The sequence below is a fragment of the Aneurinibacillus thermoaerophilus genome (assembly GCF_900099925.1).
In the GTDB taxonomy this organism is placed as follows: Bacteria; Bacillota; Bacilli; order Aneurinibacillales; family Aneurinibacillaceae; genus Aneurinibacillus; species Aneurinibacillus thermoaerophilus.
Genome location: NZ_FNDE01000002.1, coordinates 98318 through 123843, shown reverse-complemented (window position 1 = coordinate 123843; position 25526 = coordinate 98318). Strand labels below are relative to the sequence as shown.

The window sequence follows — 25526 nt, the reverse complement described above, 5'->3', positions numbered from 1 at the left end:
TAATATTAAACCAGATGAACTTTTTTTGTCAATCATATTTGCAAAATGTGTTTTACTTTTTTTTGTACCAGCTGGAAATAAAAGCAGCCTGGCTCGCCAATCCCTGGCGCTCATATTCTTGGATGGCGCCCACAATCCGCTTCGCTTCCGCCGCCATGAAACGGATGCCTGCAACCGCCTCGCGCCGGACACTCCGCATGCTTTCTTCTCCCAGAGCCAAATACGGATAAAGCAATCTGGGCGTATCTTCCATAATCAGATTGGCGATCCTTTCCTGCAAAGCGGGCGGCATGATGCCTGAATACGGCACCAGCAAATCGAGCCGAAACAAAAGCTGGCGACATTCATCATACATTTCATAATCCAGCCGCCTTTCTTCCTGAGCTTGCTCTACTTTTCCTCTTAACTCCTGAAGTATTAAAGCTAACTCCCTTTCTTCAGGCATAAGAAGCACCCGCTCTTCCGTTTTACGCTTGGTGTTCCGTTTTTCGCGCAACCAGCGCCTCCACCAGCCCGCCTTCATTTCCGTTCACCTCTTTTTTCATCTTCGTAAAATTCGTCATTATAATAGTATGACACATTTCATTTTTCATTATTCGGCTGCATTCTTCCTTTTATCCATTCACGCATCTCACCTACGGAAAGCGGAGCGCAAAACAAAACGTAAAGTCCTGCCACATATGAAAATACAAACTTAAACGCATGGCTTAGTAGCGTCGCAAGATAGGCGTCCTGCCATTCCGTGCCCAGTGCTGCCAATGAAAAGCTCATCACGCTTTCATATGTCCCCACACCACCTGGAGTAAAATGAAACGTTTGTCCGGCAATTGTCATGCTATTTGCCCAGACTCCTTCCAGAAATGAAATGTCGAGCGCAAGCGCGCGGACAACACCATAGATCACCCACGCTTCAAGTACCCAACTGAAAATTGTGGCTACGACAATCAAGAAGCCGCGCTGGCCGGCCAATCCATCCCGTAGCATGTGGACGTGTTTTCGCAAAAAGCCCCGCTCACTTTTTTTTAACCACGTATACACTACACCTACCACCGCAATACTTCCCGCAAGCGCAAACCAAAATACGACGGTAGGCAATGAAAGCCCTAATGCTAAAATTCCAGCAGCTGCCATACCGCCCAACACAAGCATATCAAGCAAGCGTAGTACTACCACGGAATGAACGGCTTCGCTCCAAGAGATCGCCTCCCGCTTCACTATATATCCAATTCGAATGATATCCCCTGCTTTTACAGGTAGCACATGGTTTATAAACAAACTGTAAAATAGCCCATGCAGGCAGGCGGAAAAAGAGACATGCCCCCGCAAATACGTCCGCCACGCCAGAGCGCGTAACCCGAATGCTAGCAAATAAGCAAGCGCCATCCACACCAACCAGCCGGGATGACACAACAGCCGCTCTCCCTGCCGCCTGACAAAGTCCCAATCAAATAAATAAAAAGTCAATAAGAAAAATACGCCAAATAAACCAGCTCGAATAAGCCAAATTATCACCTGTTTCATTCCAATTCCTCGTCCCTTTATATCTAACGTCTCATTTATGGTTCATCATACACTAGAAACATGTACTTTTGTTCTTTATGAAAATATTAAACTGCTCAATTAGTGTAAAGTCTTCAAACTTACTATATTTCATCAACATCATGGCTTTCAAAAAATGGGAGCGCGCTTGTCTTTTGCCGCTTCACCGGTTCCATCTAATATAAAAAGGCGCCTCATTCAAAGCGCCCTTAAAAGTCTTGATTTATTCTTTTCCTAGCCGCATATCCCCCGAATTTTCCATTTTCGAAGCATTTCTTACCTGTCCGGATGGGGCAGGTTTTGCCGGTTCTTTTGCTTCCCCGAGATACGGGGTATCTTCTTCATGAATATGCCCCAGCGGATTTTGGTGAGTATACTGCCGAAATCTTCTTTCACCCATCTATTTCACACTCCTTCTCAAGTTTATTTTAGATGATTGTATTTTTTGCCGTACTCCTCTCTCCTATTCTCCAACTTCTTCTCCATGTTTCTTCCATATTAAGAAATAATAACTAAAGGATTTCTGGTGCGTTCCTCGAAATGAATGATACAACATTTCCCTAGGAAAGGAGCCGCGCCCCTATGAATCCTGTTATTTTGCTTCTTATTATTTGTACACTCTTTCTTCATGGCGATCTATCCGTGAACGCGGCGACTACCCGCACGGTTAAAGTAAAAGCTGCACCAGCCGGACATAGCGCCCTCTCTTCTCCATCCATTCAAATCACCGGAGACAAAAATTTTATTACTAAAACAAAAGCTGCTTTAAAATTATTACAAGAAAAAGCGCCAGACGCTTACAAGATAACGGTCACTTACATCGGTAGAATCCAACAGCATAACTTTAGCGGAATGGCCGCGTACGAAACACCGCCAACTTATAAAGTCGGGGCGTCGACTGTTAACGCTTCGCTTACATGGTACGCCAGCACAATCGCCCATGACGCTTACCATTCCAAGCTGTACCACGACTACCTCTATACGTATAAGGAGGCCGTTCCCAATGAAGTATGGACAGGAATGGATGCAGAAATGAAATGCCTTGAAATTCAAATTCAAGCTCTGGAAAGCATGGGGGCCTCCGCGTCAGAAATCGAATACGCCAGGTCTTTGCGAGGAAAAAACTGGTGGGACTTAAACGGAGACGGAGATTACAATGAGGACGATGAAAAGATAAGAGATTGGTAAACGGTTTTGTGCTACAATAAGAAAGTTAACTATACTGTTATAGAAAGGATAACAAAAGTGATTGGTCCTTTGGCAAAACGAATAATAACCCTACTGCCGCAAAACACGCTTTCCAGGCTGGCCGGAAGACTGGGACGCTCGCGATTGAGCAAATACTTCATTAAGCCGTATATCTCTATTTTTAATATAAACACTGAAGAGATTGAAAAGCCGGTTGCCGAATATCCGCATCTGACCGCTTTTTTTACCCGGAAATTAAAAGCGGGCACCCGGCCGGTTTGCCCGCTTCCGGAAGCCATCGTAAGTCCTGTAGACGGCAAGGTGGCACAGTTTGGTCCCATTCATCAGGGAACGCTTATTCAGGCAAAAAATATAAATTATACCGTCAAACAATTGCTTGGTTGTTCAGAAGAAACAGCCGCTAAATATGAAGGTGGGACATTTCTTACAATTTATTTGAGTCCGCGTGATTATCACCGCATTCACATGCCGCTCGACGGGCGGTTAACGAAACTGACATACATTCCTGGGCGCCTGTTTCCCGTAAACAGCATCGGTGTATACCATGTGCCAGGTCTGTTTACAAAAAACGAACGCCTCATTACGTATGCCAGCACTTCTGCCGGAGAGATAGCGATCGTCAAGGTCGGAGCGTTTATCGTGGGAAGCGTAAAGGTAGCGTATGGCGAACACGCCACAAACGTCAAAAACGGTCAAATGTATTCAAAGCGCCTAAACGATGGGCCGGTATACAAAAAGGGGGAAGAAGTCGGCCTGTTTGAGTTCGGCTCCACGGTTATCCTTTTGTTTAAAAAGGATAAAATTGCGCTTAACGAACGGATCAGGGGAGGAACTTTTCTGCGATACGGTGAACAAATCGGAACTATTATTACTTAGCCTCCAATACGTTCCGCCTGTAGATGAAGATACCGTCCGTAACTGCGCATCACCCAAAGATGCACAAGCGCCTGTGTTGCTCTATACAAAAACCATGGCATTCGCGGAATAAACTCGTGAATCGCAACAATTACATATCTTCCATCCAACACTTGGCGGAATTCCATCCTTCCCCTGCGTTGCGTATCAACCCGGGCCAATATTCCCCCGGTAATGTAATAAAGCGTGCGGTCAGGTGTACTCCGTTCCTTAGAGTATGTCAGTTCCAATAATGGTTTTTTCACGCCTGCAAGCAAAAACCATAAGCGTCCATCCTTTTTTTGGTATACCCTAATCATCGGTTTTAAATGCCTGGGCAACCATTCTGCATACTCTCGTCCCGCCCAGTCCGCGTTTCTTCCCCTGGGGAGAACGAAACGCTGCACTGAACGCACATTATTAAGCCGTTTCTTTTTCCCGTGCTTGCCGCCAAATAAAGCAGCTTGCTTTCTCTTTTCCGTTTTTCCCCTTGCTTCTTCCTGCAATGCTAGGCAAGCCGCCTCAGCAAACGGCAATCCGGGCAACCCCAATCGTTGCTGTAACCATCTTCTCTTCCCTATAAGTGGATATTTCATGCTACCAACGAATGACTTGACCTGTTGTAACGGTATCCCGGTTACCGCTGTCAACCACAGGCTCGACACTACCGGTGCCAAAAATTGTACGGAATACAGGCGGCGCTTCTTCCCCATAAGCTCAGCAATTTGCAAAATCATCTGTTTATATGTCAACGTATCCGAACCGCCTACATCGATAGACTGGCTATACGTCTCTTCCCGCCCTATGCACGCTGCAAGCAATACCACAATATCCTGAAGCGCAATCGGATGCACCTCGGACGACATCCAACGCGGGCAGATCATCATCGGAAGATGGCGAATCAAACGCAAAATCATCCGAAAACAGGAACCGCCAGCTCCTATGACAATGCCAGCTCGCAAAACCGTAACCGGTACGCCATGCGCCCGCAATGCTGCTTCTACTTCAAGGCGGCTTTGCAAACAGCCGGGTACACCATTTGCCTGCTCCGGAATAAGGCCGCCCAGATAAATGATTTGTTTGACGCCCGCTTTTTTCGCGGCACGCGCAAAATTGTCCGCCAAGATGACATCCATATCCTGAATCTTCCCTTGTGTCAGGCGCGCCGACGGTACTCCCGTGCGAACAAGATAAAAAGCGTAGTCCACCCCTTGCAAACCTTTTTCCGCTTCCAACAAGGAAAACAAATCCGCTTGTCGCCATTCCAGGTTCAGGCATCTGCTCCGTTCGGATTCGCTGACCTTTTTCTCGTTCCGTGTCAATCCAATCACACGGTAATTGTTCATAAGCCGCTTCATTAGTGCCTGTCCAACAAAACCGCTTGCCCCGGCTATCGCAACAACAGGGCGCTGATCTGAACATTTGATTTGCATAACTCCCCCTGCTTTCCCGTTTTCTCTTTAAATAATACATTTAACTTGATAAATTCACATCCTCTTATCGTTTGCAATTTGTTAAAAAACGCTATCAATTTTATATACACCCTTCAAAAAGGGAAGAGAATATGCGAATATTATGTAGGAGGACTTTGAAAGAAAGGAAGCATCGGCAAATGAACAAATGGTTGCAATCGCGAACGTCAGTAAAACGTCTGTATATTATCGCTGGAGGAGCCGCGATGGTTCTTCTCGCTTTCGCGTTCGCCACTCTGTTTATAAAACCTAACAACGTTTCGCCTTCAAACGGACAATCGGCAACCAACACCCCTTTATCCAAAACAGAAAATGCAACCTCTTCTAAAGTTACGGAAACCGGAGTCGTACTCATTCCACTTAATAAAACGCTCGACGAAGCGAAAGCGGAAGGCCTTTATTCGGAGCCAGGCTATACGGTATCTTCCTCTTCGGCAAGCAAAGAACAAAACGAAACGAAAACATCCCAAAAACAAAGAGAAGCGAATGCTTCTTATTCATCTTCGGTAGCCACCTCTTCCGGCGTCACACCCGCTAACCCAGGACAACAGGCCGTAACCGAGGCTTCGGCCGCAGGTCAGGGATTAGATGCGAATACAATAAACCAGCTTCGTAGTTACGGCATCCGCGAAGGGGATTTGGCGAAAATTGACCGCATGGTCGCGGAAGGAATAGACCCGAAAGAGATTGCCCATTCGCTTCGCAAAAACGGGAATCCGAATCTGGCAGCCGTAATGGAACAAGTGCCACGCAAACCAAAAAAGGAAAAAAAATCAAAAGAGGAAGAGAAGGAAAAGAAAGATGTATCTGCCACAGATGACAATAAGCAGGCAGAAAAAAACGATAAGCATGAGGAGCAAGATGATTAATTCTATGTATAAAGAAGCTGACTTCCTTTGTTTGGCAGGTCAGCTTCTTTATACATGATATCCGATTACCATGAAGGAGAAAAAATAGTCCTCCACAAGGAGGACATCAGACAAGGGATAAGAGAACCTTATTGAATAGTGGCAAGGGGTTCAGCACACTTCTAAGTATAATGGATCTACGTAATGTTTACATGTTTCTACAGTTAAATTTATGTTAAAATTTGTTTCGTTTCTGTGTATTAAAATCTCACGATTTTTGAGACGCGGGATTGCCCGCACGTTTTCCTTGCTTTTGCTTATTTTCTTACAAGCAAGGCATGATCCACTTTAATGCACTGATCCATAACAACGGTAATCCCTGCTTCCTGCGCTTTTTTCGCGGCTTCCTCGTTATAAACACCCTGCTGCATCCAGATTACTTTCGGCTTGATTTTAATAGCGTCATCTACCACTGGGCCTACCTCTTCGCTGCGACGAAACACGTTGACGATATCTACCGGCTCCTTGATTTCTGTCAGCGAGCTAACCGCTTTCTCTCCAAGCGATTCTTCAATGGTCGGATTGACCGGAATAATCTTATACCCATTGTTTTGCATCGCCTGAGACACCATGTAGCTCGTCCGCTCCGGTTTGTTAGACAAGCCAACGACAGCAATGGTTTTCGCTTCTTCAAGAATCTTGCGCCGTTCTTCGTTCGATGGGTTCATAAAAGCCATATCTATATCCTCCTTTACTTCTTCTTTCCTTTTACTTTTTCGCTATCCGCCTGTCCAAACCCTTTTTCAATGTGTTTTCCGCCTGTCGACGGATTTGTTTGGTCTAGAAGTATGTTACTGTTATAATAATGACAATACCCACACAAGGAGGAACACATGGGAAAACTGCTTTTCCTCTATAAATTTTTAAGTTCTCCAAGAAGCATAGGTAGTGTAACACCAAGCTCCCGCTTTTTGGCTCGCGCGATGATAAAACCGATTGATTTTGCAAATGCGAAAGCGATCGCTGAACTGGGCGCGGGAACCGGAATTTTTACGGAATATTTGCGTAAAAATAAACGCAATGACTGCAAACTGGTCGTATTTGAAAAAGATGATAACATGAGGAACCGGCTTCAAAACATGTATCCTGACTTATCCTACTACAATAACGCTTCCGATATTTATAACGTAATGTGCAAACTCAAGATTCAAAATTTCGACTATATTTTATCGGGGCTACCGTTCGCCAATTTTCCGCAAGAGTTGCGCGATGCCATTATGGACGGCGTAGAAAAAGCGCTCAAACCTGGCGGCTTATTCATCGCTTTCCAATATTCGCAACAAATGAAACGCCAGCTTCATAAGCGTTTTGAACAGGTAGACATTGATTTTGTACCACTCAATATCCCGCCGGCTTTTGTTTACTGCTGCCGAAAACGGGACAACCTATCCACCAGGCAAGAACAGCAGGTATAAAGCAAAAGCGGAGTAGAACATTATTCTACCCCGCTTTTCATCTACGTATTCAATTACGCGTTCAGCTTTTCTTTTGCCGTGTTTGCCAGTTGAGCAAACGCTTCTTTGTCGTTTACAGCCAGGTCAGCCAGCATTTTGCGATTGACTTCCAGTCCCGCCTCTTTCAGACCATGCATGAAACGGCTATAGGACAAACCATTCATACGAGCTGCCGCATTAATACGAGTAATCCACAGTTTACGGAAGTCACGCTTACGTTGACGGCGATCACGATAAGCGTACAGCAAAGACTTCATGACTTGCGCGTTTGCGGATTTAAATAAACGGTGTTTGGAACCAAAATAACCTTTTGCAAGCTTTAATACTTTTTTGCGGCGTTTGCGCGCCACATTTCCACCTTTTACTCTTGGCATTGATGTTCTCCTCCTACATTTTTCAAATCAAAATTACTTCACGTACGTTAACAGAGAAGCGATACGTTTTTGATCGCCTTTAGAAACGAGCGCACCTTTGCGTAGATTACGCTTACGCTTCGGAGATTTCTTCTCCAAAATATGGCTTGTGAACGCATGGGAACGCTTCAATTTGCCGCTTCCAGTCTTTTTAAAACGCTTGGCAGCACCGCTGTGGGTCTTCATTTTTGGCATCGTACAAATCCTCCAATCAAGAAAAATTACTTGTCGCTTTTTGGCGCCAGAATCATGATCATACTGCGCCCTTCAATCTTAGGCTTGCGCTCTACTGTAGAGATGTGTTCTACTTCTTTCGCAAGCTTTTCCATGACTTGCTGTCCGAGCTCAGCGTGAGTAATCGCACGCCCGCGGAAACGAATCGTGAGCTTCACTTTGTTTCCATTCTCCAGAAACTTTACGGTATTGCGCAGCTTTGTCTGAAAATCATGCTCTTCAATAGTCGGTGACAGACGAACCTCTTTCACGTCAACCACTTTTTGATTTTTACGAGCTTCCTTTTCTTTTTTCTGCTGTTCGTATCTGAACTTACCGTAGTCCATGATACGGCATACCGGCGGCTTCGCATTCGGCGCCATGTTCACCAAGTCAAGATCTTTTTCCTGAGCCAGACGAAGTGCTTCTCGCAAAGAAACGATCCCGATCTGTTGACCATCCGTGTCAATCAAACGAACCTCACGAGCGCGGATTTCCTCATTGACTAAATGCTCTTTGCTAATAGCCTGCCACCTCCAAAAGATTTTGGACCAAAGCAAAAATGCGGACACACTGCGCCCGCATTCTATTCCATAAATATAACCCGATATTATGGATTAAGCATACCTGTCGACAACACCATGTGCATCATGCAGGTGAGAAGCGGGTGCTTCTGCTTTGGATTCCGTTATATTCTTTACACTTCTAGTAGTATAGCGGATGCCGGTTACTCCGTCAAGGCTGTCCCCTTATTTTTGTAATTTTTTCAGAAAGGATAATTTTCCTGAAAAGAAACTTTCTGTTTTCTAACATGTAATATAGAACTATGAATAAAGTTCTATTTATTATAAAATTTATATTAAAAACAAGCAATTAAGGAGGAGAATAACATGTCATATAGAAAAAATTCCTCAACAAAAAATGAATTCATGTTTACTGACATCGCGTCTGTGCAACGAAGTCTACGGAACAAAATGATCGTTGCTGTTATCATAAGTCTGCTCGTCAGCTTTTTTGCCTCCGCCTATCTAAACTCTCTTATTGATCAGTTTATAAATGAACGTATTGAATTATATGTTAATACTTTTATTAGCTTCTTTTCGACAACAATCATCATTGCCTTATTTACGCAATGGTTAGTGATCAACCCACTAAAAAAGGTTGTTATGGCTATTGAACAAGCAGCCCAGGGAGACTTAAATGCAAAGATAGAGTACGAATCGAAAGATGAAATCGGTCAACTATCCAATTCTTTTAATTACATGATGTCTAATCTGCGTACTCTTATCAAAAAAGTAAATGAAACAACAAGCCACGTAACTGCTTCTGCTCAGGAACTTCTTGCTTCATCTGAACATTCTTCCGAAACATTAAACAAAATAACGAGCAATGTGCAAAAAATTTCCGAAAGTGCAGAAACACAAATGCAGGGAATGGAAGAAAACAAGAAAGCGATGAATGAAATCGCTATCGGCATACAACGCATTGCCGAATCGGCTGCAAACGTTTCAGAATCGACTATGCAGGTTCTAATGAAAGCGAAACAGGGAAATGAAATCATAGACGAAACCGTTGCACAAATAAGCTCAATTAACTCATCCGCCCAGGAATCCGCCTCGATTATTGAGACATTAAACCAGCATTCAAAGGAAATCGGAAAAATAGTTGAGGTGATTGGCAATATTGCAAATCAAACAAACCTACTGGCCCTCAATGCGGCAATCGAAGCCGCTCGTGCAGGCGAACACGGAAAAGGATTCGCAGTTGTGGCGGATGAAGTGCGAAAATTAGCCGAACAATCCAAAGAGTCTTCCGAACAAATTTATCATTTAATTGAAACGATACAAAAAACGACGATGCAGGTTGTTGAAAAAATACAAAAGGGAACCCAGGAAGCTCAGCAAGGCACCGCGGTTGTTAATAAAGCCGGTGTCGCATTTCAAGAGATTCTGCAATCTATTCAAAATGTCACCGGGCAAATACAAGACATTTCCGCAGCAACGGAAGAAATATCAGCAAGCACCGAACAATTAACTGCCTCCTTTGAGCAACTTGCTTACATTTCCGAAAACACTGCGCAAAATACTCGCAGTGTTGCTGATTCATCCAAGGAACAGCTTACGTTCTCGGAAAAAATCGTTGCATCGACAAATTCGCTTCATAAAATATCAGATGAATTAAAGAAAGAAATAAACAATTTTACATTATAAAAAATCACATTTGAGATAGTGACATGATTACGTCATACAAATGAAAAGAATGGCGTTCCGTGATTTCAGCGTAAAAAATATGCAAAAAGACCCTGTTTTTACTAAAAACAGGGTCTTTTTGCATCATGAATGACTGGCGTTAATTCTTTTTTCCTGCTAACCTTAATATTTCTTTGTCTCGATTTCGTCAAGAATAAGTTTGATCACTTCATCCACTTTCTTCGCTCCGAGATCGCCTTCACCGCGACGGCGCACGGACAACGTACCGTCCTCTTTCTCCTTATCGCCGATAACAAGCATGAACGGAATTTTGTTCATCTGCGCTTCACGGATTTTGTAACCAATTTTCTCGTTACGGCTATCCACTTCAACGCGGATCCCCTTTTCCGCCATTTTTTCTCTCACTTTTTCCGCGTATTCCATATGCGGCTCAGCGATTGTAATCAACTTCGCCTGTACCGGAGCCAGCCATGTCGGAAACGCGCCTGCGAAATGCTCGGTTAGAATACCGATAAAACGGTCGATCGAACCGTAAATCGCGCGGTGGATAACAACCGGACGATGCTTTGCGTTATCTTCTCCCACATAAGCGAGATCAAATTTCTCCGGCATCTGGAAATCGAGCTGAATCGTCGCGCATTGATGGCTCCGCTTAATCGCATCCTGAATGTGAAAGTCAATTTTCGGACCGTAGAACGCCCCGTCCCCTTCATTAATGCGGTATGGAATTTTTAACTCTTCCAGCACGTTTTGCAGCGAACGCTCCGCAAGCTCCCACAGTTCGTCACTACCCATGGAATCTTCCGGACGGGTAGACAGTTCGACGCTGTACGGGAAGCCGAATACGCCGTAAATCTTATCGACCAATTCAATCACATGCTTAATCTCGGATTCGATCTGATCCGGACGTACGAAAATGTGCGAGTCGTCCTGTGTAAATGTGCGGACACGAATCATTCCGTTCAACGCGCCGGAATATTCGTGGCGGTGCACCTGGCCGAACTCCGCCATTCTCAGCGGCAGGTCGCGATACGAATGAATTTTGTTTTTGAACACAAGCATATGCCCCGGACAATTCATCGGCTTCAACGCAAATTTTGTATTATCCACTTCCGTGAAATACATATTTTCGTGATAATGATCCCAGTGACCGGATTGCTCCCACAGGCGCTGGTTCATAACGAGAGGCGTGCGCACTTCCTGATAGCCGCGCTCAATTTGCAGCTGACGAGCATATTTTTCCAATTCATTGCGAATAATCATTCCGTTCGGCAAGTAGAAGGGCATGCCCGGAGCTTCTTCTGAAAACATGAACAATTCAAGTTCTTTTCCTAGCTTGCGGTGATCGCGCTTTCTGGCTTCCTCAAGGAAGTGCAAATATTCATCAAGATCGGATTTCTTCGCCCAGCATGTGCCATAAATGCGCTGCAGCATCTGACGATCGGAGTCGCCGCGCCAGTATGCACCAGCTACGCTCATTAACTTAAATGCTTTAATTCTTCCGGTAGAAGGTACGTGCGGCCCACGGCACAAATCAAAGAATTCGCCCTGATAATACATCGTGATCTCTGCGTCTTCCGGCAGTTCAGAAATAATCTCAAGTTTCAGGTGATCATTGAGTTTTTTATAGATGCCGATCGCTTCTTCACGGGATACAACGCGACGCTCGATCGGCAGGTTTTCCTTGACAATTTTCTGCATTTCTTTTTCGATTTGCTCAAGCATCTCCGGTGTAATGGTTACATCGGTGTCGATATCGTAGTAAAAACCGTCCTGAATGACCGGACCAATGCCAAGGCGCACTTTGTCGTCGCCAATAATACGTTTAATTGCCTGTGCCATAAGATGCGCACAGCTATGACGCATCACTTCAAGCGCCTCTTCGCTGTCTTCCGTCAAAATCTCCACAGAAGCATCATGTGGAATGACTGCTTTTAAATCAACAATCTTACCATCCACCTTACCAGCAATCGCTTTTTTGCGAAGACTCGGGCTGATGGAAGCAGCGACATCTTCTACAGTTGCGCCGGCTTCGTATTCGCGTTTGGAACCGTCCGGCAGCGTTACTTGCAGTACAGACATAATCACAATTCCTCCTTATAAAAATAAAAAACACGTTCGATCCCCCAAGGGACGAGCGTGTTGTTCTCGTGGTACCACCCTATTTCGGCACGGAGGCTAACATGCACCAACCATGCCCTTCATTTAAAATAACGGAATCGGTCATTCCGGCCTTCCATACTGACACATATGCGCGTTCCGGTCGGCAGCTAAAGGGGGTAGTCCGACAACCTCGTGTTAGAAAGCTCACAGCCTACGACTTTCCTCTCTGAAAACCGGTTGGTTGGGACCGTGTCCTTGTCATTGCTTTTGAGTATAATGTTGTTGTTTTGATTATAGTAATCCTGAAAGTGAAAGTCAAGCCAGCTTATACTTCCTCTTTCCTGATGTTCCATCAAAAAACCTCAAAAAAGATTAAAAAATTTGGAAAATAATATTGATAACGCTTTCAAAAACGTTTATAATAAAAACAACCCCCTTAAATGGGTTGACACCTCCTGGAATTGAATTAATCTCTCCACTCCTACCTTGAACCCATTGATTGTTCAATGGGTCTTTTTTTTGTGCGGTCATTTTATTTCATCTTGCTATTGTTGTCTTTCTCGCCATAGTTCGTATCGACAACATGATCCTTGCTATCATACACATAACGGTTTAACAGTGAAAATAGCGTACCATTCCCCCGTTTCGATACGGTCACCCCTTAATCTATAAATCCAAGATAAACAAAAGTTTGATAAAGAATGACTATCCACAACCAAATAATAGAAAACGCTACAACGACTGCTCTGCCTTTCATCCTACCCGTCTTGAGCTGTTTCCATGTCCGAACAAATCCAGGAAACACCATGATTGAAAGTAAAGAATTGAAAATAAGAAGAAAAAGGTAAAGACCGGCACTCAAAATTATCGTCCTTTCTTAAAATTCACGGGAAATTCCTTCTTTCTCCAGAATAACCCCGTCCTTTATATATTCAAAAGAGACACCTGCATGTTGGAGCTTTAATTGATTTTTCAAAAACGCAATTGTTTTATCATACCGTTCATTATCCTTCGCTTCTTTTTTTCGAGGAATGGCAATAATAATCAATGGCTTCGCTGCTACGGTATTATAAGCAGGCATTTTATTTACGTCGATTTCATAATCATATCCTACCCGTTCGTCGTATATTACCCATAAGTGATCTACTTTTCCCCATTCTTTTTCTACAAAAGGAAACAAGTCTTTTTCCAAATCCCTTCCCCATTTACTAGCCACATAGTTATCCTCTAATTGCTTTGTATCCTGATTATAAAAAACAAGAAAAGATAGATTGTTTTCATTAACTGAATACACTTTGGCAGCATAGTCAAAATAGGAGAAATTCCCCATGTTATCATACATCGAATCATATACTTTCATTGGCCTTGTAAATCTTTCTTTTACATAACTTTCGGCTTGTGCCTTAATCTTGGCCATTTCCTTTTCGCTTCCCTTTGTTCCAATTTTAAACGAGATGACTAAACTGACAACCAATAATAAGCAGATGCCAAAACCCCAAGCCAAAACCTTTACCGTTTTATTCATTTTACTCTCCCTCTATGAATTAAAGTTTTTCTTACGAATACTCACGTATTCTTACGACACCCTGATTTTTATAAACGAAGAGACATGAGGTGAAGGCCAAAGATGCTCCTTATAAAAAACAAGAGAGACATTTTTCTTTTCCTATGGTATAACCTTACCAGAGCAGGAAAGAAAATGTCTCATACTGCTATGTATGTGCGCTTCTTTCGTTTACGCATCTATACTGTACAATCAGTCCTGAAAAGCCCTATTTATTGTATTCATTTTTGCTCATTTATAAATACTTACTAGTTCTGCATCACAAAATCGGTTTCTGCCATTTCGCCTTCCTTGAAGACGCGCAAGATTTCATATTTTGTGTTGCGCTGCGCCGGAGTTTTGCCGGCTTCCCGAATCAACTGCAAAATATGGTTCGTGTTTACCTTATACGTACAGGCCGCAGCAGATACTACGTTCTCCTCCATCATCGTCGATCCAAAATCGTTGCAACCATAGGAAAGCGACAACTTGCCCACTTCAGGCCCCATGGTGACCCAAGAAGACTGGAAATTCGGGATATTGTCGATCAGCAAGCGCGTAATTGCCACATTCTTTAAGTATTCTTCGGCCGGAAGCCGCTCTGCTTTCAGATTGGTGTTGTCCGGCTGGAACGTCCAAGAAATAAAAGCGAGGAAGCCAGGCCCACCTTCCGCTTTCATTACATCCTGCGCTTCACGTATACGCAACGAATGCAGCACGCGCTCTTCCATCGACTCACCGAATCCGATAACCATGGTGGCTGTTGTTGACAGACCGACCCGATTAGCGGTTTTCATCACATCGATCCATTCTTTCCAAGAGCCTTTTAGGCGACTGATTTTTTTCCGCGTCCGGTCATCAAGAATTTCCGCACCCGCACCCGGCAAAGAGTCGAGTCCTGCTTCTTTAAGCAAAAGCAACACTTCCTCTACCGGTTTCTTCGATACTTCGGATATTTTTACGATTTCCGCCACAGACAGCGAATGCATGTGAATGCTTGGAAAACGCTTCTTAATGTTGCGCAACAAATTTGTATAATATTCCAAAGGCAAATTCGGGTTGGTTCCTCCCTGCATCAAAATTTCCGTTCCCTGTACATCAACCGTTTCCTGGATTTTCTTAAAAATTTCTTCATCCGGAAGTACATACCCTTCGTCCGATCCTGGCGGACGATAAAAGGCACAAAAACGGCAGTATGTGTCGCACACGTTTGTATAGTTAATGTTGCGCCCGATTACAAATGTTGCAATCGGCTCCGGATGCCACTTCTCCATCACTTTATTAGCATAGTAACCCATTTTTTCGATTTCATCGCTTTCATACAAACGGAGGCCATCTTCCAATTCCAGCCGTTCCCCGGCCAGCCCTCGTTCCAATATTTGGTCAATCGCCACGATTTATCCCTCCAAACGTTACATTCACCCTTTAATGATAACACAATGCCCCCTGCTTGCCTACTGCTCCATCAGGCCACTTCGTTCGTCTTCACTTTTTGTCATTCACTACAAGTAAAAAACTCATGTAAACTGCCCGCTCGTCCTTTTTCCATTGTCTCATCTAGTCTTTCTTTACAGTTATTTACGGATACGGCGATTGATTCCATCCACCTTGTACGCATCCGTATAATAGCGGATCCGTTCCATAATTCGCATCGCTTTTAACTGTTCGACCCCTGCCTTTTGCGAATGTGCAAGGTGCTCCTCCAGTTCATCATACGTATAATTCGACGTATAAAGCACAGGTAAATTTTCGCTTACCCGGTATTGCAAAATCGCGCCTAGGACTTCGTCACGTGCCCAAGGCGAAAGCGTTTCAGCTCCGATATCATCAAGAATAAGTACGGGCACTTCTTTCAGCACCGCGATTTTTTCTTGAACCGTATTATCATTCAGCGCATCTTTAATTTCCCGGAAAAAGTCGGGCGTATACACCATAAGCGAAGCAATGCCGCGCTCAGCCAGCTTTTTGGCAGCCGCACCCATCATGTAGCTCTTGCCGACGCCAAACGGACCGTAGAAATACAGCCCTTTTGTCCCTGGCTTTCCGGGCTCGACCGTTACACAAAAATTCATAACGGCATTGATCGCATCAATTCTCTCTTTATCTCCCTCTATTGAAGCAAAAGAAGCAGCCAAAATTTCCTTCGGGATATGGTGTGTACGAATTAGCTTTTCTCGTTCTTTTTGTTGCCTGTCAAGCATATAAAGCTTACAAGGAGTATGGCGCACTTCAATGGACACCCCGGTCCAGCCAAGTTCCGCCCTGTGGCCCCACAATAGATTCGGACATTTGGCAAGCCCGGGGCAACGGCGGCAATGGCCCGCTTCATCAATAGCCTGCTTGATACGGGAAAGGGATCGCATAATATGAATCGTTTCAATCTCCGGATGCTTTTTTCTCAACTCTATAACTTCCGGCTTTACCGTCACTTCATTGACAATTTCCTCGAATGAATAGCGCCCGTTTACCTTATAAGAAAACAATAGTTTATTCACACGCTGCATATTCTCCTCTCCCTTACTGCTTGCTTTCTCCCAGCGCTTTCAACAGTTCTTCCATTCGTTTTCGCTTTCTTTCATACTCTTCATCTATCATTTCCACCTTGGATGATTTTGCAGTTTTTTCCTCTGTCACCTGGTTTTTTTGCCGTTCCAACTGCTCCAGTATGAGCGGCGGAATCTCGTCTTTACGCCGCTTGCTTCGTCCGCCAGAAGAGGCGCGAGTAAACACTTTTTTATCGGCAGAAGCCGCCTTGGCACTTTTCCGTTCTGAATAAAATTGCCGGGCCTGGCGCTGCGCTTCTTGTACAGTTCTAATGTTATTCCGCTTCCAGTGACCGGCGATTTTATAAATGATGTCTTTTGGCAGCTGCCGGTCATATGTCATCATAACGTACTCCAGCAGCACATTCACTACTCCAGGAGGAAGCTGATACTCCTCAAGCAATTCTTCAACGATCTTCTGATCGGCTGGAGCAATCTTGGCTCCTCTCTGATAAAGTCCTATAAGTTGAAAAGGCGAAAGGGAAGATAGGCGCAACGCATGACTTTCCGCCTCCGTCAGCGCCTTTTCTTCCCGCTCTTTCCGTTCTGTCTCCACCGTATCTGAGTGAAACACAATTTCTTCCCGTGACACGATTTTTGGGGCCCGGCCATTCTCCCTGCGGAACCAGTCTTTTACCAGACGGCGTAGCGAAGCGGTATCAATCGTATCATATTCGATGACAGAAGGCTCTTGCAAAAAGCGAGCCATTGTTTCATTATCAATGCCATATAGGAAGGCCAGGCTTTCTAACTCAGCCTTTACTTCTTTCGTAAACAGCCCATCTTTTTTAATCATCTTAGGAAGCGAAGCTTCCAAAAACTCAAAATCAAGGCGAGAGTTCGCGTAATTTAGCCGCGTCGCCGCCATCGGATCAAACAAGGGCAGCGGACTTTCTTCCCTCACGTCTTTAAGGAAATTATACGTCTCAGTGCCCTTTTCTACCGTAATTTCACTCAGGGAAAGATGATAAAACACTTCGTCAAACGCTTTCGTAATCCGTTTTCTCTCCACATTCTCCGGCAAACGATATTCCTCCGGGATCGAGAATTGGCGCCGCAGCTTGCGATAAAATTCTTTACCTACCCGATTCAAAAGCATAATGCTTAACGTGTCGTCACTAAAAAAAATATCCGGCGAATGAGGTGGCTGTAAAATATATTCAAAAATACGCTGTCCGTCCGCCTCAATTTGATATACTTCCAAAAGTCCGATCGCTTCTAATTGATGTCTCGCCTTTACAATGACATTCAATGGAACTGCCATTGTTACCATTAATCTATAATGCAACCCCTGCACAGCCGAAAAATTCGCCAGCGAAAGGTTATAAAGCAATGTCTGGTACAGTGCGACAGGTAGCGCCCCGACCAGCGGTTGGTACAGATGAATCAAATAACTGAGTTCCACATTGCTAATCGGCCGCCTCACCCGGATAAGGTAGGGATCATTCGGGACGGTCTCCTGCCATCTCACCCGTATCACTCCCTATGCCATCAATTTTTTCGTTTTTTATTATAGCATCACCGCCGCTATTCTTCGCAATCTTACACCGCGTGACCGGCTCGTGTTCTATTCTTTTTTCCTGCTGTTACGAATTAATTCTTCAAGTTCCTGGACAAATACATTAATATCTTTAAACTGACGATATACAGAAGCAAATCGCACATATGCCACTTCATCAACATCATAGAGCGCATTCATGACCAATTCCCCAATGTCTTTGCTTTGCACCTCGGATCTGCCACTGTTGCGCAGGTCTCGTTCAATTTTATCGACGATCGACTCCAGTGTTTCTAAGGGAACTGGACGCTTCTCACAGGCCCGGATGATTCCACGTAAAATTTTTTCTCGGCTGAATTCTTCACGGGCGCCATCTTTTTTCACGACTAATAACGGTGTTTCTTCCACGACTTCAAATGTAGTAAAACGCCTTGTGCACTCTTCACACTCACGACGCCGTCGAATCGACTTTCCATCGTTTACCGGGCGCGAATCGAGTACCCTTGTTCCGTTGTGAGCACAATAAGGACAACGCATGTCATCAACCCCACTCCATTGCGTACTTTTCCCTAGTTTGTCCCAGAAAAAAGCTGTAGTCAAGTCCAAAAACATAAGAAAACGAGACAACCCGATATGGATTGTCCCGTCTTTCTATGCCGGAAATACCATTTCAAACCGTAATTACACAGTTACTTCCTGTTTTTTTTTCGCGTAAGCAGCGGCGGACACATGCTTTGTCAGATCAAGCACACGGCAGGAATAGCCCCACTCGTTGTCATACCAAGCCAACACTTTTACTTGTTTATCACCCATTACCATTGTAGAGAGCGCGTCAACAATGGAAGAATTCTCATTGCCGTTAAAATCTACAGATACAAGTGGCTCTTCCGTATAGCCGAGAATTCCTTTCATGCTATCCTCGCTCGCCTCGCGCAGCACGCGATTTACCTCTTCCACCGTTACGCTTTTCTTCACATTTACCACCAGATCGACCACGGATACGTTCGGTGTCGGAACGCGGAGTGCAAAACCGTTCAGCTTGCCTTGCAGCTGCGGCAACACGCGTCCAACCGCCCGAGCAGCGCCTGTTGTCGTCGGGATAATTGCCTGCCCGCACGCACGTGCTCTCCGCAGATCTTTATGCGGATTGTCCAGATTTTTCTGATCATTTGTGTAGGAGTGTACGGTTGTCATCATTCCATATTCGATGCCAAACGCTTCGTCTAACACTTTTGCTACTGGAGCAAGGCAGTTAGTTGTGCAGGAAGCGTTAGAAATGATGTGATGTTTTTCGTAATCGTACATATCTTCGTTAACGCCCATGACAATTGTTACGTCGTCGTCTTTGCCCGGTGCGGTGATAACAACCTTTTTCGCGCCAGCTGTAATATGTTTGCCTGCGCCTTCTTTATCTCGGAACTTGCCTGTCGCTTCAATAACAACTTCGACATCCAATTCTTTCCACGGCAAATTAACCGGATCGCGGTCAGAAACAATTTTCGTAGCCCGACCGTTTACGATAATCATATCATCTTTTACTTCTATATTATCGGAAAGGTTACCGTGAATTGTGTCATACTTAATCATGTGAGCAAGCGTTTCAACAGGGTAGCTCGCGTTGATTGCTACCACTTCAACTTCCGGATCGTTCATCGCTTTACGGAATACCATCCGTCCAATACGTCCAAATCCATTAATGGCAATTCGTGTCGTCATTAATACGTTCTCCTCCCCGGATATGTTCCATACTATTACAAGTATTTATTATAATAAGTATGACACTTTTTTCAATATGCCAACCCAAATTTATTAATTTCTAAATATTCAAACAAAATAAATGCAGCAAAATACAGTCCTGCTTTCTCTGAATAAAACAGAAACTCATTTTGCTGCTTGTCTTACTTCAAAACGCCAAACTCGTCCGCATAAATTTTTTCGTACCGTTGTTTGTAGTATAATGCTCGCTGTACATAATGCCGTGTTTCGCCAAACGGAATTTGTGAAATATGCTCTGGTGTTCCATCCCAGACTCCGCGCTCCATCCATTTTTTAACATTTCCTGGACCAGCATTGTACGCCGCGATCACAGCATACGGGTTATGATTAAACATTTCGTACAAAAATGAAACATACCATGTTCCAAGAAAAATATTTGTATCCGGTTCGTCCAAATAATCGACCGCCATAGGCGACATTTTTGTCTGCCGGATTGCCCACTCCGCGGTCGCAGGCATTACCTGCATTAAGCCAATAGCCCCTTTTTTCGATACGCGGTTCTTATCAAATTTGGATTCCACTTGAATAATCGCCATAATTAGATACGGATCTACCTCAAACTGCCGCGCCGATTTACGGATTTCCTCTTTGTAATATACAGGGTACATCGCTTTCCAGATAACAGGCGCGTCCAACAGCAGAAAAACCACCAGAAGACATAGGAAAAATAATGCATGTTTTCGATTCAATCGTTTCATCCTCAACCCCTTCACTACAATCGTACTTTATCGTTTCGCGCCTTTATCTGACGAAAGCAGCTGTTCCATCAGTTCATCCACCTGTTCCTCTGTTTCCTTTAACGTGCCGCTATTGTCAATTACATAATCCGCGCGGAGCTTTTTCTCTTCTACTGGCATCTGTGACGCAATGCGACGCCGCGCCTCTTCCGCGCTGAATCCATTGCGCTTTATCAGCCGTTCCAACTGCTGTTCGGGTGTGCAATAGACAACGATTACCTTTTCCACCATATATTCGAGCTTTGATTCATAAAGAAGCGGAATGTCTAATACAATAAGTGACACGCCCTCTTCCTGCGCTTCCTGCGTCAGCTGACGCATACGCTGCCGTACCGCCGGATGTACAATGTCATTTAAAGCAAGCCGCGCTTTTTCATCGGCAAACACGATCGAACCTAATTTAACCCGGTCAATCTCTTCACTGTCAAGCAGAATCCCTCGTCCAAATCGCTCGACAATAAGAGACCAGGCCTTTTCACCTGGTCGAACGACTTCACGCGCAATAATATCCGCATCGATAATACGGGCATCGCGCTCGGCCAGCATCCGGGATATCGTGCTTTTACCGCAAGCGATGCCACCTGTTAATCCAACAATCATGTCCTTTCAACTCGCTCTCAAATCATTTTAAAAAAACCGCACATAATCAGCAGCACCCCTGGCAGATACGTCATCCGCTTCATCCAATCCGCTTCCGAGTAGATAAATCCAAGCTTTAAACCGGTCAAAATAAACAAACAGTTACTTACTCCGATTAGCAGCGCCGTTACCCAAGGTTCATATCCAATAAGCGCCGCGCCGATCCCCGCGCCAAATGCGTCTAAAGAAAGAGCAAGCCCCAGAAACATGGCTTCCACTCCAGAAATTGTCCCGGAACGGTCAATATCCGCTTCAATAGGTCTTTTCAAAATTTGTATAACAAGACCGAGCGACTTGATTTCAAAAGCAACTAGCGAACGAGGTTCCTGGATCTGTCGTTCTTGTTCCATTTCCCCTTGTTCTTCGCGCGCTTGCTGGTGCTTCACATTATATATTGTCCATAGCCCGATGCCAATTAAAATCAAGCCGCCAACATACTGTGTGGCAATGGGCGATAAAAAATAGGTCAACCACTTGCCCAGATACATAGAAACGAGAATGACCAGTGCCGAGCATGCGGTAATAATAAGAACGGAACGCACCGGAATTTTAATGCGGCGCATTCCGTACGTAACCCCGACACCAAAACCGTCAAGGCTGACCGCAAAAGCCAGCACCAGGAGTGAAAAAATGTGCAGCACCTTATTTCCTCCTTCCCATCCATTATTCTTCGTGCGCTTTATTTTGCATGGGCACCTGTTACAGTATATGAGAAGGAAAGAAAGGGGTGCCTCTTAATTGCGTGGCTGGCAATTCGGGCAAATATGTGTGCCACGGCCCCCGACAACAAATTTTTCGATCAGGGTGCCACATACGAAGCAAGGTTCTCCCGTACGCCCGTATGCTTTTAACGTGTGCTGGAAACGGCCCGCTTCTCCCTGTCCATTTACATATGACTTAATGGACGAGCCGCCTAATGAAATGGATTTCTGCAAAATTTGTACAATGCTCACATGCAGTTTCTCCCATTGATCATCCGTTAGTTCGTCCGGGGTTTTCTCTGGATGGATCCCGGCCTGAAACAGCGCCTCATCAACATAAATATTCCCCAAACCAACGATAATTTCCTGGTTTAACAATAAAGGCTTTATTTTTGTTTTTCTCCGCCCAAGCCTTTCTTTCAAAACAGCTGCGGAAAATGCTTCATCCAGCGGCTCCGGTCCCAGCTTATGAAGAGGAGGGCCAGCCATTTCCTGTCCTTTCGGGAACAAGTGCATTGTCCCGAAAGTACGCACATCTTTATACCGCAGTTCCGTTTCGTCCGTAAACCGGAAAATGACGTGCGTATGCTTTTCTACTTCATCTCCTGTCCGATAGAGACCGTAACGCCCCTCCATACGCAGGTGAGACACCAGCACATAATCATCCAGACAAAAAAGCAAAAACTTTCCGCGCCGACCGATTTCCCGGATTGTCTGCCCTTTCAGCAACTCAACAAACTGCATGACATCATCCGGTGCTTTAATTAAGCGCGGCAGACCCACAATAACATCGGCAACTGTTTTGCCGATGACCAGCTTGCTTAGCGTGCGCCTGATCGTTTCCACTTCTGGCAATTCTGGCATTCAGTTTCTCTCCTTTGCTTATCGCTTTCTCTACATTTACTTCTACTTCGCTTCGTACCAGTTTATTCCATAATTCACATCCACTTTCAGCGGAACATCCAGCGGTAGTGCATTTTCCATCACATCCGGTACAAGCCTGCACATCGTTTCAAGTTCGTGCTCTGGCACTTCAAAAATTAATTCATCATGCACCTGCAAAAGCATGCGGCTCGCCAGCTTCTCGTCTTCCATCCGCCGCGCCACATTCACCATCGCCAGTTTAATAATATCAGCCGCCGTCCCTTGAATCGGCGTGTTCATTGCCGTACGCTCGGCAAAGCTACGCTGGTTAAAGTTACTGCTATTAATATCAGGCAAATACCGGCGGCGATTCAACATCGTTGTTACGTACCCATTTTTCCTTGCCTCAACGACAATATTGTCCATATAACGCTTAACTCCCTGAAAGACGGAGAAATAACGTTCGATAAATTCAGCCGCTTGTTTTCGCGTGATATGCAAGTTTTGCGATAAACCGTAATCGCTGATCCCGTACACAATGCCAAAATTAACCGCCTTTGCCTGACGGCGCATAAGCGATGTCACTTCGTCTTCTTCTACCCCAAATACATCCATCGCGGTGCGGGTATGAATATCCATATCTTTGCGGAACGCATCAATTAAATTTTCATCCTGCGAAATGTGTGCTAAAATGCGCAATTCAATCTGTGAATAGTCGGCGGCAAGAATATACCAGCCCGGCTCAGACGGCACAAATGCCTGCCGAATTTTTCTTCCTTCTTCCAGGCGGATTGGAATGTTCTGCAGATTTGGCTCCGTGCTGCTTAGACGTCCGGTCGCTGTAACCGCCTGATTAAATGATGTATGAATTTTACCTGTTTCTTCATGAATTTCCTTCTTTAACCCTTCAATGTACGTTGACTGTAATTTACCCAGCTGGCGGAATTCAAGAATAAGCGGCACAATTTCATGGGCTCCCTCCAACTTCTCAAGCACATCGGCGCTCGTTGAATAACCGGTCTTCGTCTTTTTGATCACAGGCAGTTGCAATTTTTCAAATAAAATCTCACCCAACTGTTTCGGCGAATTAATATTAAATTCCGTGCCGGCAAGGCGATGAATTTCCTTGGTAAGCCCTTCAAGCTTCTCCTTAAGCTCCACACCCATTTCATCGAGCCGTTCTTTATCCACACGTACGCCGCGTTTCTCCATTGCGCCGAGCACGGCCGCAAGCGGCAATTCTAAATCATACAACAGATCTGTAAGCCCTTCTTCTCTCAAAGTACTGTTCATTCTATCATAAAGACGATAGATGGTATCCGCTTTGCGCACAATGTGCGGCCCTAGAACCGATATGTCCGGTACGGAGCGTTTGGCTCCTTTTCCATATATCGTCTCGTCAGAGGCCAGCTTGATGCCGTATCTTTCCGCCACATCACACAATTGATGATTCGTCTCCGATGGATTGCTTAAATAAGAAGCAAGCAATACATCAAAGCTGATCCCTTCCAGCGAAATGCCCTTCCATGCAAGCGCCACCTGACTGCGCTTAGCATCATATATCCATTTCCTCTGTTCTGGGTCAGCCATCCACTCCACAAGCGCTGGCCATTTGACCTGCCCAAACGGCACATACAGCCGTACATCTTCGCTCACCAGGCTAACGCCATGAATCGGAGCTCCATGGTAATTTTCTGCGTCCACTTCTACCATGACCGCCATAGGCGACGTTAGTTTGTCCGCCCACTTATCCCTGTTCTCTTCTGTAATCGTCACAAATTCGATCTCTTTCTCTTCCTGTTGCAACAAAGCGTCCGCTTCCGCTGAATCAAAGCCCAGACGCTCCAGCAGGGATTTAAAAGCGAACCGCTCCAGTACCGGCACAACCTTTTCCCGTTCATACGGCTGATATTTAAGCTCATCGAGCGAAAGTGCAATCGGCGCATCACGAAGAATTGTGGCTAACTGTTTGCTCATGCGCGCATCATCCGCATGTGCCTCGATTTTCTCCTGCAACTTTTTACCTTTTACTTCAGAAACGTGCTCAAGAACGCCTTCCACCGTCTTGAATTCATGCAGTAATTTAAGCGCTGTTTTCTCGCCAACCCCCGGAATGCCAGGAATGTTGTCAGAGGTGTCACCCATCAGTCCTTTTAAATCAACAATCTGCGCAGGCGTCAGACCATACTTCTCATCAATCTCAGCCGGAGAATACCTTTCCACTTCGCTAATACCTTTGCGTGTCAAGGCGACATGCGTTTTATCTGAGACGAGTTGCAGCATATCCTTGTCTCCAGATACGATCAGCGTCTCAAAGCCGTTTGCTTCCGCCCGCGCGGATATCGTTCCGATGATATCATCTGCTTCGTACCCGTTCAGCTCGTAATGCTTGACGCCAAAAGCTTCGAGCAATTCTTTCAACAGCGGAAACTGCGCGGACAGCTCACTCGGCGTTTTTAGACGTTTGCCTTTATAATCTTTATATTCTTCCGTCCGGAATGTAACCTTGCCCGCGTCAAACGCTACCAGCAAATGTGTCGGTTTCTCCTCTTCCATCATGCGCAACAGCATAGTGGTAAATCCGTACACCGCATTTGTATACAAACCCTCTTCTGTCGTCAGAAGAGGAAGTGCGTAAAAAGCCCGGTTGGCAATGCTGTTGCCGTCAATAATCATTAATTTCTCGTTCATTTCCATTCCACGCCCTATTCTTTAGCGAAATAAGCATATACGCTTCCATCATACCATAGAGTTTGAAGACAAAACAAAACGCTGTCCATAAAAAGGACAGCGCCAGACTACCTGTAACA

25 protein-coding genes and 1 other annotated feature are annotated in these 25526 nt (G+C 44.9%); of the genes, 5 read left to right on the top strand and 20 right to left on the bottom strand.

The features are described from left to right. Positions 1–52: 52 nt before the first annotated feature. From BLR88_RS01895 to BLR88_RS19285, 3 genes are all read right to left on the bottom strand, one after another. Positions 53–496: a hypothetical protein gene (locus BLR88_RS01895; protein ID WP_057899666.1), complete on the bottom strand. Its 444-nt coding sequence runs from the start codon at positions 494–496 to the stop codon at positions 53–55. A gap of 86 nt (positions 497–582) precedes the next feature. Then, the gene (locus tag BLR88_RS01890; protein ID WP_091259797.1) at positions 583–1521 is read right to left on the bottom strand and encodes a lysylphosphatidylglycerol synthase transmembrane domain-containing protein; all 939 of its coding nucleotides are present in this window, start codon (positions 1519–1521) and stop codon (positions 583–585) included. Between the two features lie 241 nt (positions 1522–1762). After that, positions 1763–1939, bottom strand: coding sequence for a hypothetical protein (locus BLR88_RS19285; RefSeq protein WP_156424087.1), 177 nt, complete (start codon positions 1937–1939; stop codon positions 1763–1765). Between the two features lie 182 nt (positions 1940–2121). On the opposite strand from BLR88_RS19285, the gene BLR88_RS01885 reads away from it, so the two are divergent. Continuing rightward, on the top strand, positions 2122–2727 hold the full coding sequence (locus tag BLR88_RS01885; protein ID WP_057899668.1) for a hypothetical protein: 606 nt from the start codon (positions 2122–2124) through the stop codon (positions 2725–2727). A 69-nt stretch (positions 2728–2796) separates the two neighbouring features. Next, positions 2797–3624: an archaetidylserine decarboxylase gene (gene asd / locus BLR88_RS01880; RefSeq protein WP_057900408.1), complete on the top strand. Its 828-nt coding sequence runs from the start codon at positions 2797–2799 to the stop codon at positions 3622–3624. Here the strand turns inward: asd and BLR88_RS01875 are convergent. Further along, a complete protein-coding gene (locus BLR88_RS01875; protein WP_091259793.1) occupies positions 3621–5075 on the bottom strand; it encodes an NAD-dependent epimerase/dehydratase family protein in 1455 nt (484 codons plus the stop codon). The genes asd and BLR88_RS01875 overlap by 4 nt on opposite strands. Before the next feature lie 179 nt (positions 5076–5254). Here BLR88_RS01875 and BLR88_RS01870 point away from each other — a divergent pair, with 179 nt between their 5' ends. Beyond that, positions 5255–5983 (top strand): hypothetical protein, encoded by a 729-nt coding sequence (locus BLR88_RS01870; protein WP_091259791.1) that lies wholly within the window; start codon positions 5255–5257, stop codon positions 5981–5983. Positions 5984–6279: 296 nt separating this feature from the next. Here BLR88_RS01870 and BLR88_RS01865 read toward each other — a convergent pair whose 3' ends face one another. Then, the gene (locus BLR88_RS01865; protein ID WP_057899672.1) at positions 6280–6699 is read right to left on the bottom strand and encodes a CoA-binding protein; all 420 of its coding nucleotides are present in this window, start codon (positions 6697–6699) and stop codon (positions 6280–6282) included. A gap of 156 nt (positions 6700–6855) precedes the next feature. Between BLR88_RS01865 and BLR88_RS01860 the strand changes: the two genes are divergently transcribed. Beyond that, entirely contained in the window at positions 6856–7437 is a 582-nt protein-coding gene (locus tag BLR88_RS01860; RefSeq protein ID WP_057899673.1) for a class I SAM-dependent methyltransferase, read from the top strand. Between the two features lie 53 nt (positions 7438–7490). Here the strand turns inward: BLR88_RS01860 and rplT are convergent, their stop codons facing one another. The 3 genes from rplT to infC all read right to left on the bottom strand — a co-directional run bounded on the left by rplT (position 7491) and on the right by infC (position 8662). After that, a complete protein-coding gene (rplT, locus tag BLR88_RS01855; protein ID WP_057899674.1) occupies positions 7491–7850 on the bottom strand; it encodes a 50S ribosomal protein L20 in 360 nt (119 codons plus the stop codon). Between the two features lie 33 nt (positions 7851–7883). Beyond that, the gene (gene rpmI / locus BLR88_RS01850; RefSeq protein WP_057899675.1) at positions 7884–8084 is read right to left on the bottom strand and encodes a 50S ribosomal protein L35; all 201 of its coding nucleotides are present in this window, start codon (positions 8082–8084) and stop codon (positions 7884–7886) included. Positions 8085–8110: 26 nt separating this feature from the next. Further along, a complete protein-coding gene (gene infC, locus BLR88_RS01845; protein ID WP_236781897.1) occupies positions 8111–8662 on the bottom strand; it encodes a translation initiation factor IF-3 in 552 nt (183 codons plus the stop codon). Then, positions 8653–8787, bottom strand: a sequence feature (ribosomal protein L20 leader region). (Overlaps the previous gene by 10 nt.) A 205-nt stretch (positions 8788–8992) precedes the next feature. On the opposite strand from infC, the gene BLR88_RS01840 reads away from it, so the two are divergent. Then, positions 8993–10312 (top strand): methyl-accepting chemotaxis protein, encoded by a 1320-nt coding sequence (locus tag BLR88_RS01840; RefSeq protein WP_057899676.1) that lies wholly within the window; start codon positions 8993–8995, stop codon positions 10310–10312. Positions 10313–10474: 162 nt separating this feature from the next. Here BLR88_RS01840 and thrS read toward each other — a convergent pair whose 3' ends face one another. The 12 genes from thrS to polA all read right to left on the bottom strand — a co-directional run bounded on the left by thrS (position 10475) and on the right by polA (position 25407). Beyond that, entirely contained in the window at positions 10475–12394 is a 1920-nt protein-coding gene (gene thrS / locus BLR88_RS01835) for a threonine--tRNA ligase (protein ID WP_057899677.1), read from the bottom strand. Positions 12395–13292: 898 nt separating this feature from the next. Then, positions 13293–13940: a hypothetical protein gene (locus tag BLR88_RS01830; protein WP_057899678.1), complete on the bottom strand. Its 648-nt coding sequence runs from the start codon at positions 13938–13940 to the stop codon at positions 13293–13295. 287 nt (positions 13941–14227) lie between these two features. Beyond that, on the bottom strand, positions 14228–15355 hold the full coding sequence (gene mqnC, locus BLR88_RS01825; protein ID WP_091259789.1) for a cyclic dehypoxanthinyl futalosine synthase: 1128 nt from the start codon (positions 15353–15355) through the stop codon (positions 14228–14230). A 177-nt stretch (positions 15356–15532) separates the two neighbouring features. Beyond that, on the bottom strand, positions 15533–16462 hold the full coding sequence (gene dnaI / locus BLR88_RS01820) for a primosomal protein DnaI (protein ID WP_091259786.1): 930 nt from the start codon (positions 16460–16462) through the stop codon (positions 15533–15535). Positions 16463–16475: 13 nt separating this feature from the next. Continuing rightward, on the bottom strand, positions 16476–17972 hold the full coding sequence (locus BLR88_RS01815) for a replication initiation and membrane attachment family protein (RefSeq protein ID WP_139184886.1): 1497 nt from the start codon (positions 17970–17972) through the stop codon (positions 16476–16478). Positions 17973–18068: 96 nt separating this feature from the next. Then, positions 18069–18536, bottom strand: a complete 468-nt coding sequence (gene nrdR, locus BLR88_RS01810; RefSeq protein WP_057899682.1) for a transcriptional regulator NrdR — start codon at positions 18534–18536, stop codon at positions 18069–18071. 144 nt (positions 18537–18680) lie between these two features. Beyond that, complete coding sequence (locus BLR88_RS01805; protein ID WP_057899683.1) at positions 18681–19715, bottom strand: glyceraldehyde-3-phosphate dehydrogenase; 1035 nt, start codon at positions 19713–19715, stop codon at positions 18681–18683. Between the two features lie 182 nt (positions 19716–19897). Further along, the gene (locus BLR88_RS01800; protein ID WP_057899684.1) at positions 19898–20473 is read right to left on the bottom strand and encodes a lytic transglycosylase domain-containing protein; all 576 of its coding nucleotides are present in this window, start codon (positions 20471–20473) and stop codon (positions 19898–19900) included. 27 nt (positions 20474–20500) lie between these two features. After that, positions 20501–21112 (bottom strand): dephospho-CoA kinase, encoded by a 612-nt coding sequence (gene coaE / locus BLR88_RS01795; protein ID WP_091259782.1) that lies wholly within the window; start codon positions 21110–21112, stop codon positions 20501–20503. 17 nt (positions 21113–21129) lie between these two features. Next, on the bottom strand, positions 21130–21792 hold the full coding sequence (gene ytaF, locus BLR88_RS01790; protein WP_091259780.1) for a sporulation membrane protein YtaF: 663 nt from the start codon (positions 21790–21792) through the stop codon (positions 21130–21132). 93 nt (positions 21793–21885) lie between these two features. After that, complete coding sequence (gene mutM / locus BLR88_RS01785) at positions 21886–22716, bottom strand: DNA-formamidopyrimidine glycosylase (protein WP_091259778.1); 831 nt, start codon at positions 22714–22716, stop codon at positions 21886–21888. A 42-nt stretch (positions 22717–22758) separates the two neighbouring features. Continuing rightward, positions 22759–25407 (bottom strand): DNA polymerase I, encoded by a 2649-nt coding sequence (gene polA, locus BLR88_RS01780; protein ID WP_091259843.1) that lies wholly within the window; start codon positions 25405–25407, stop codon positions 22759–22761. Between the last annotated feature and the right edge of the window lie 119 nt (positions 25408–25526).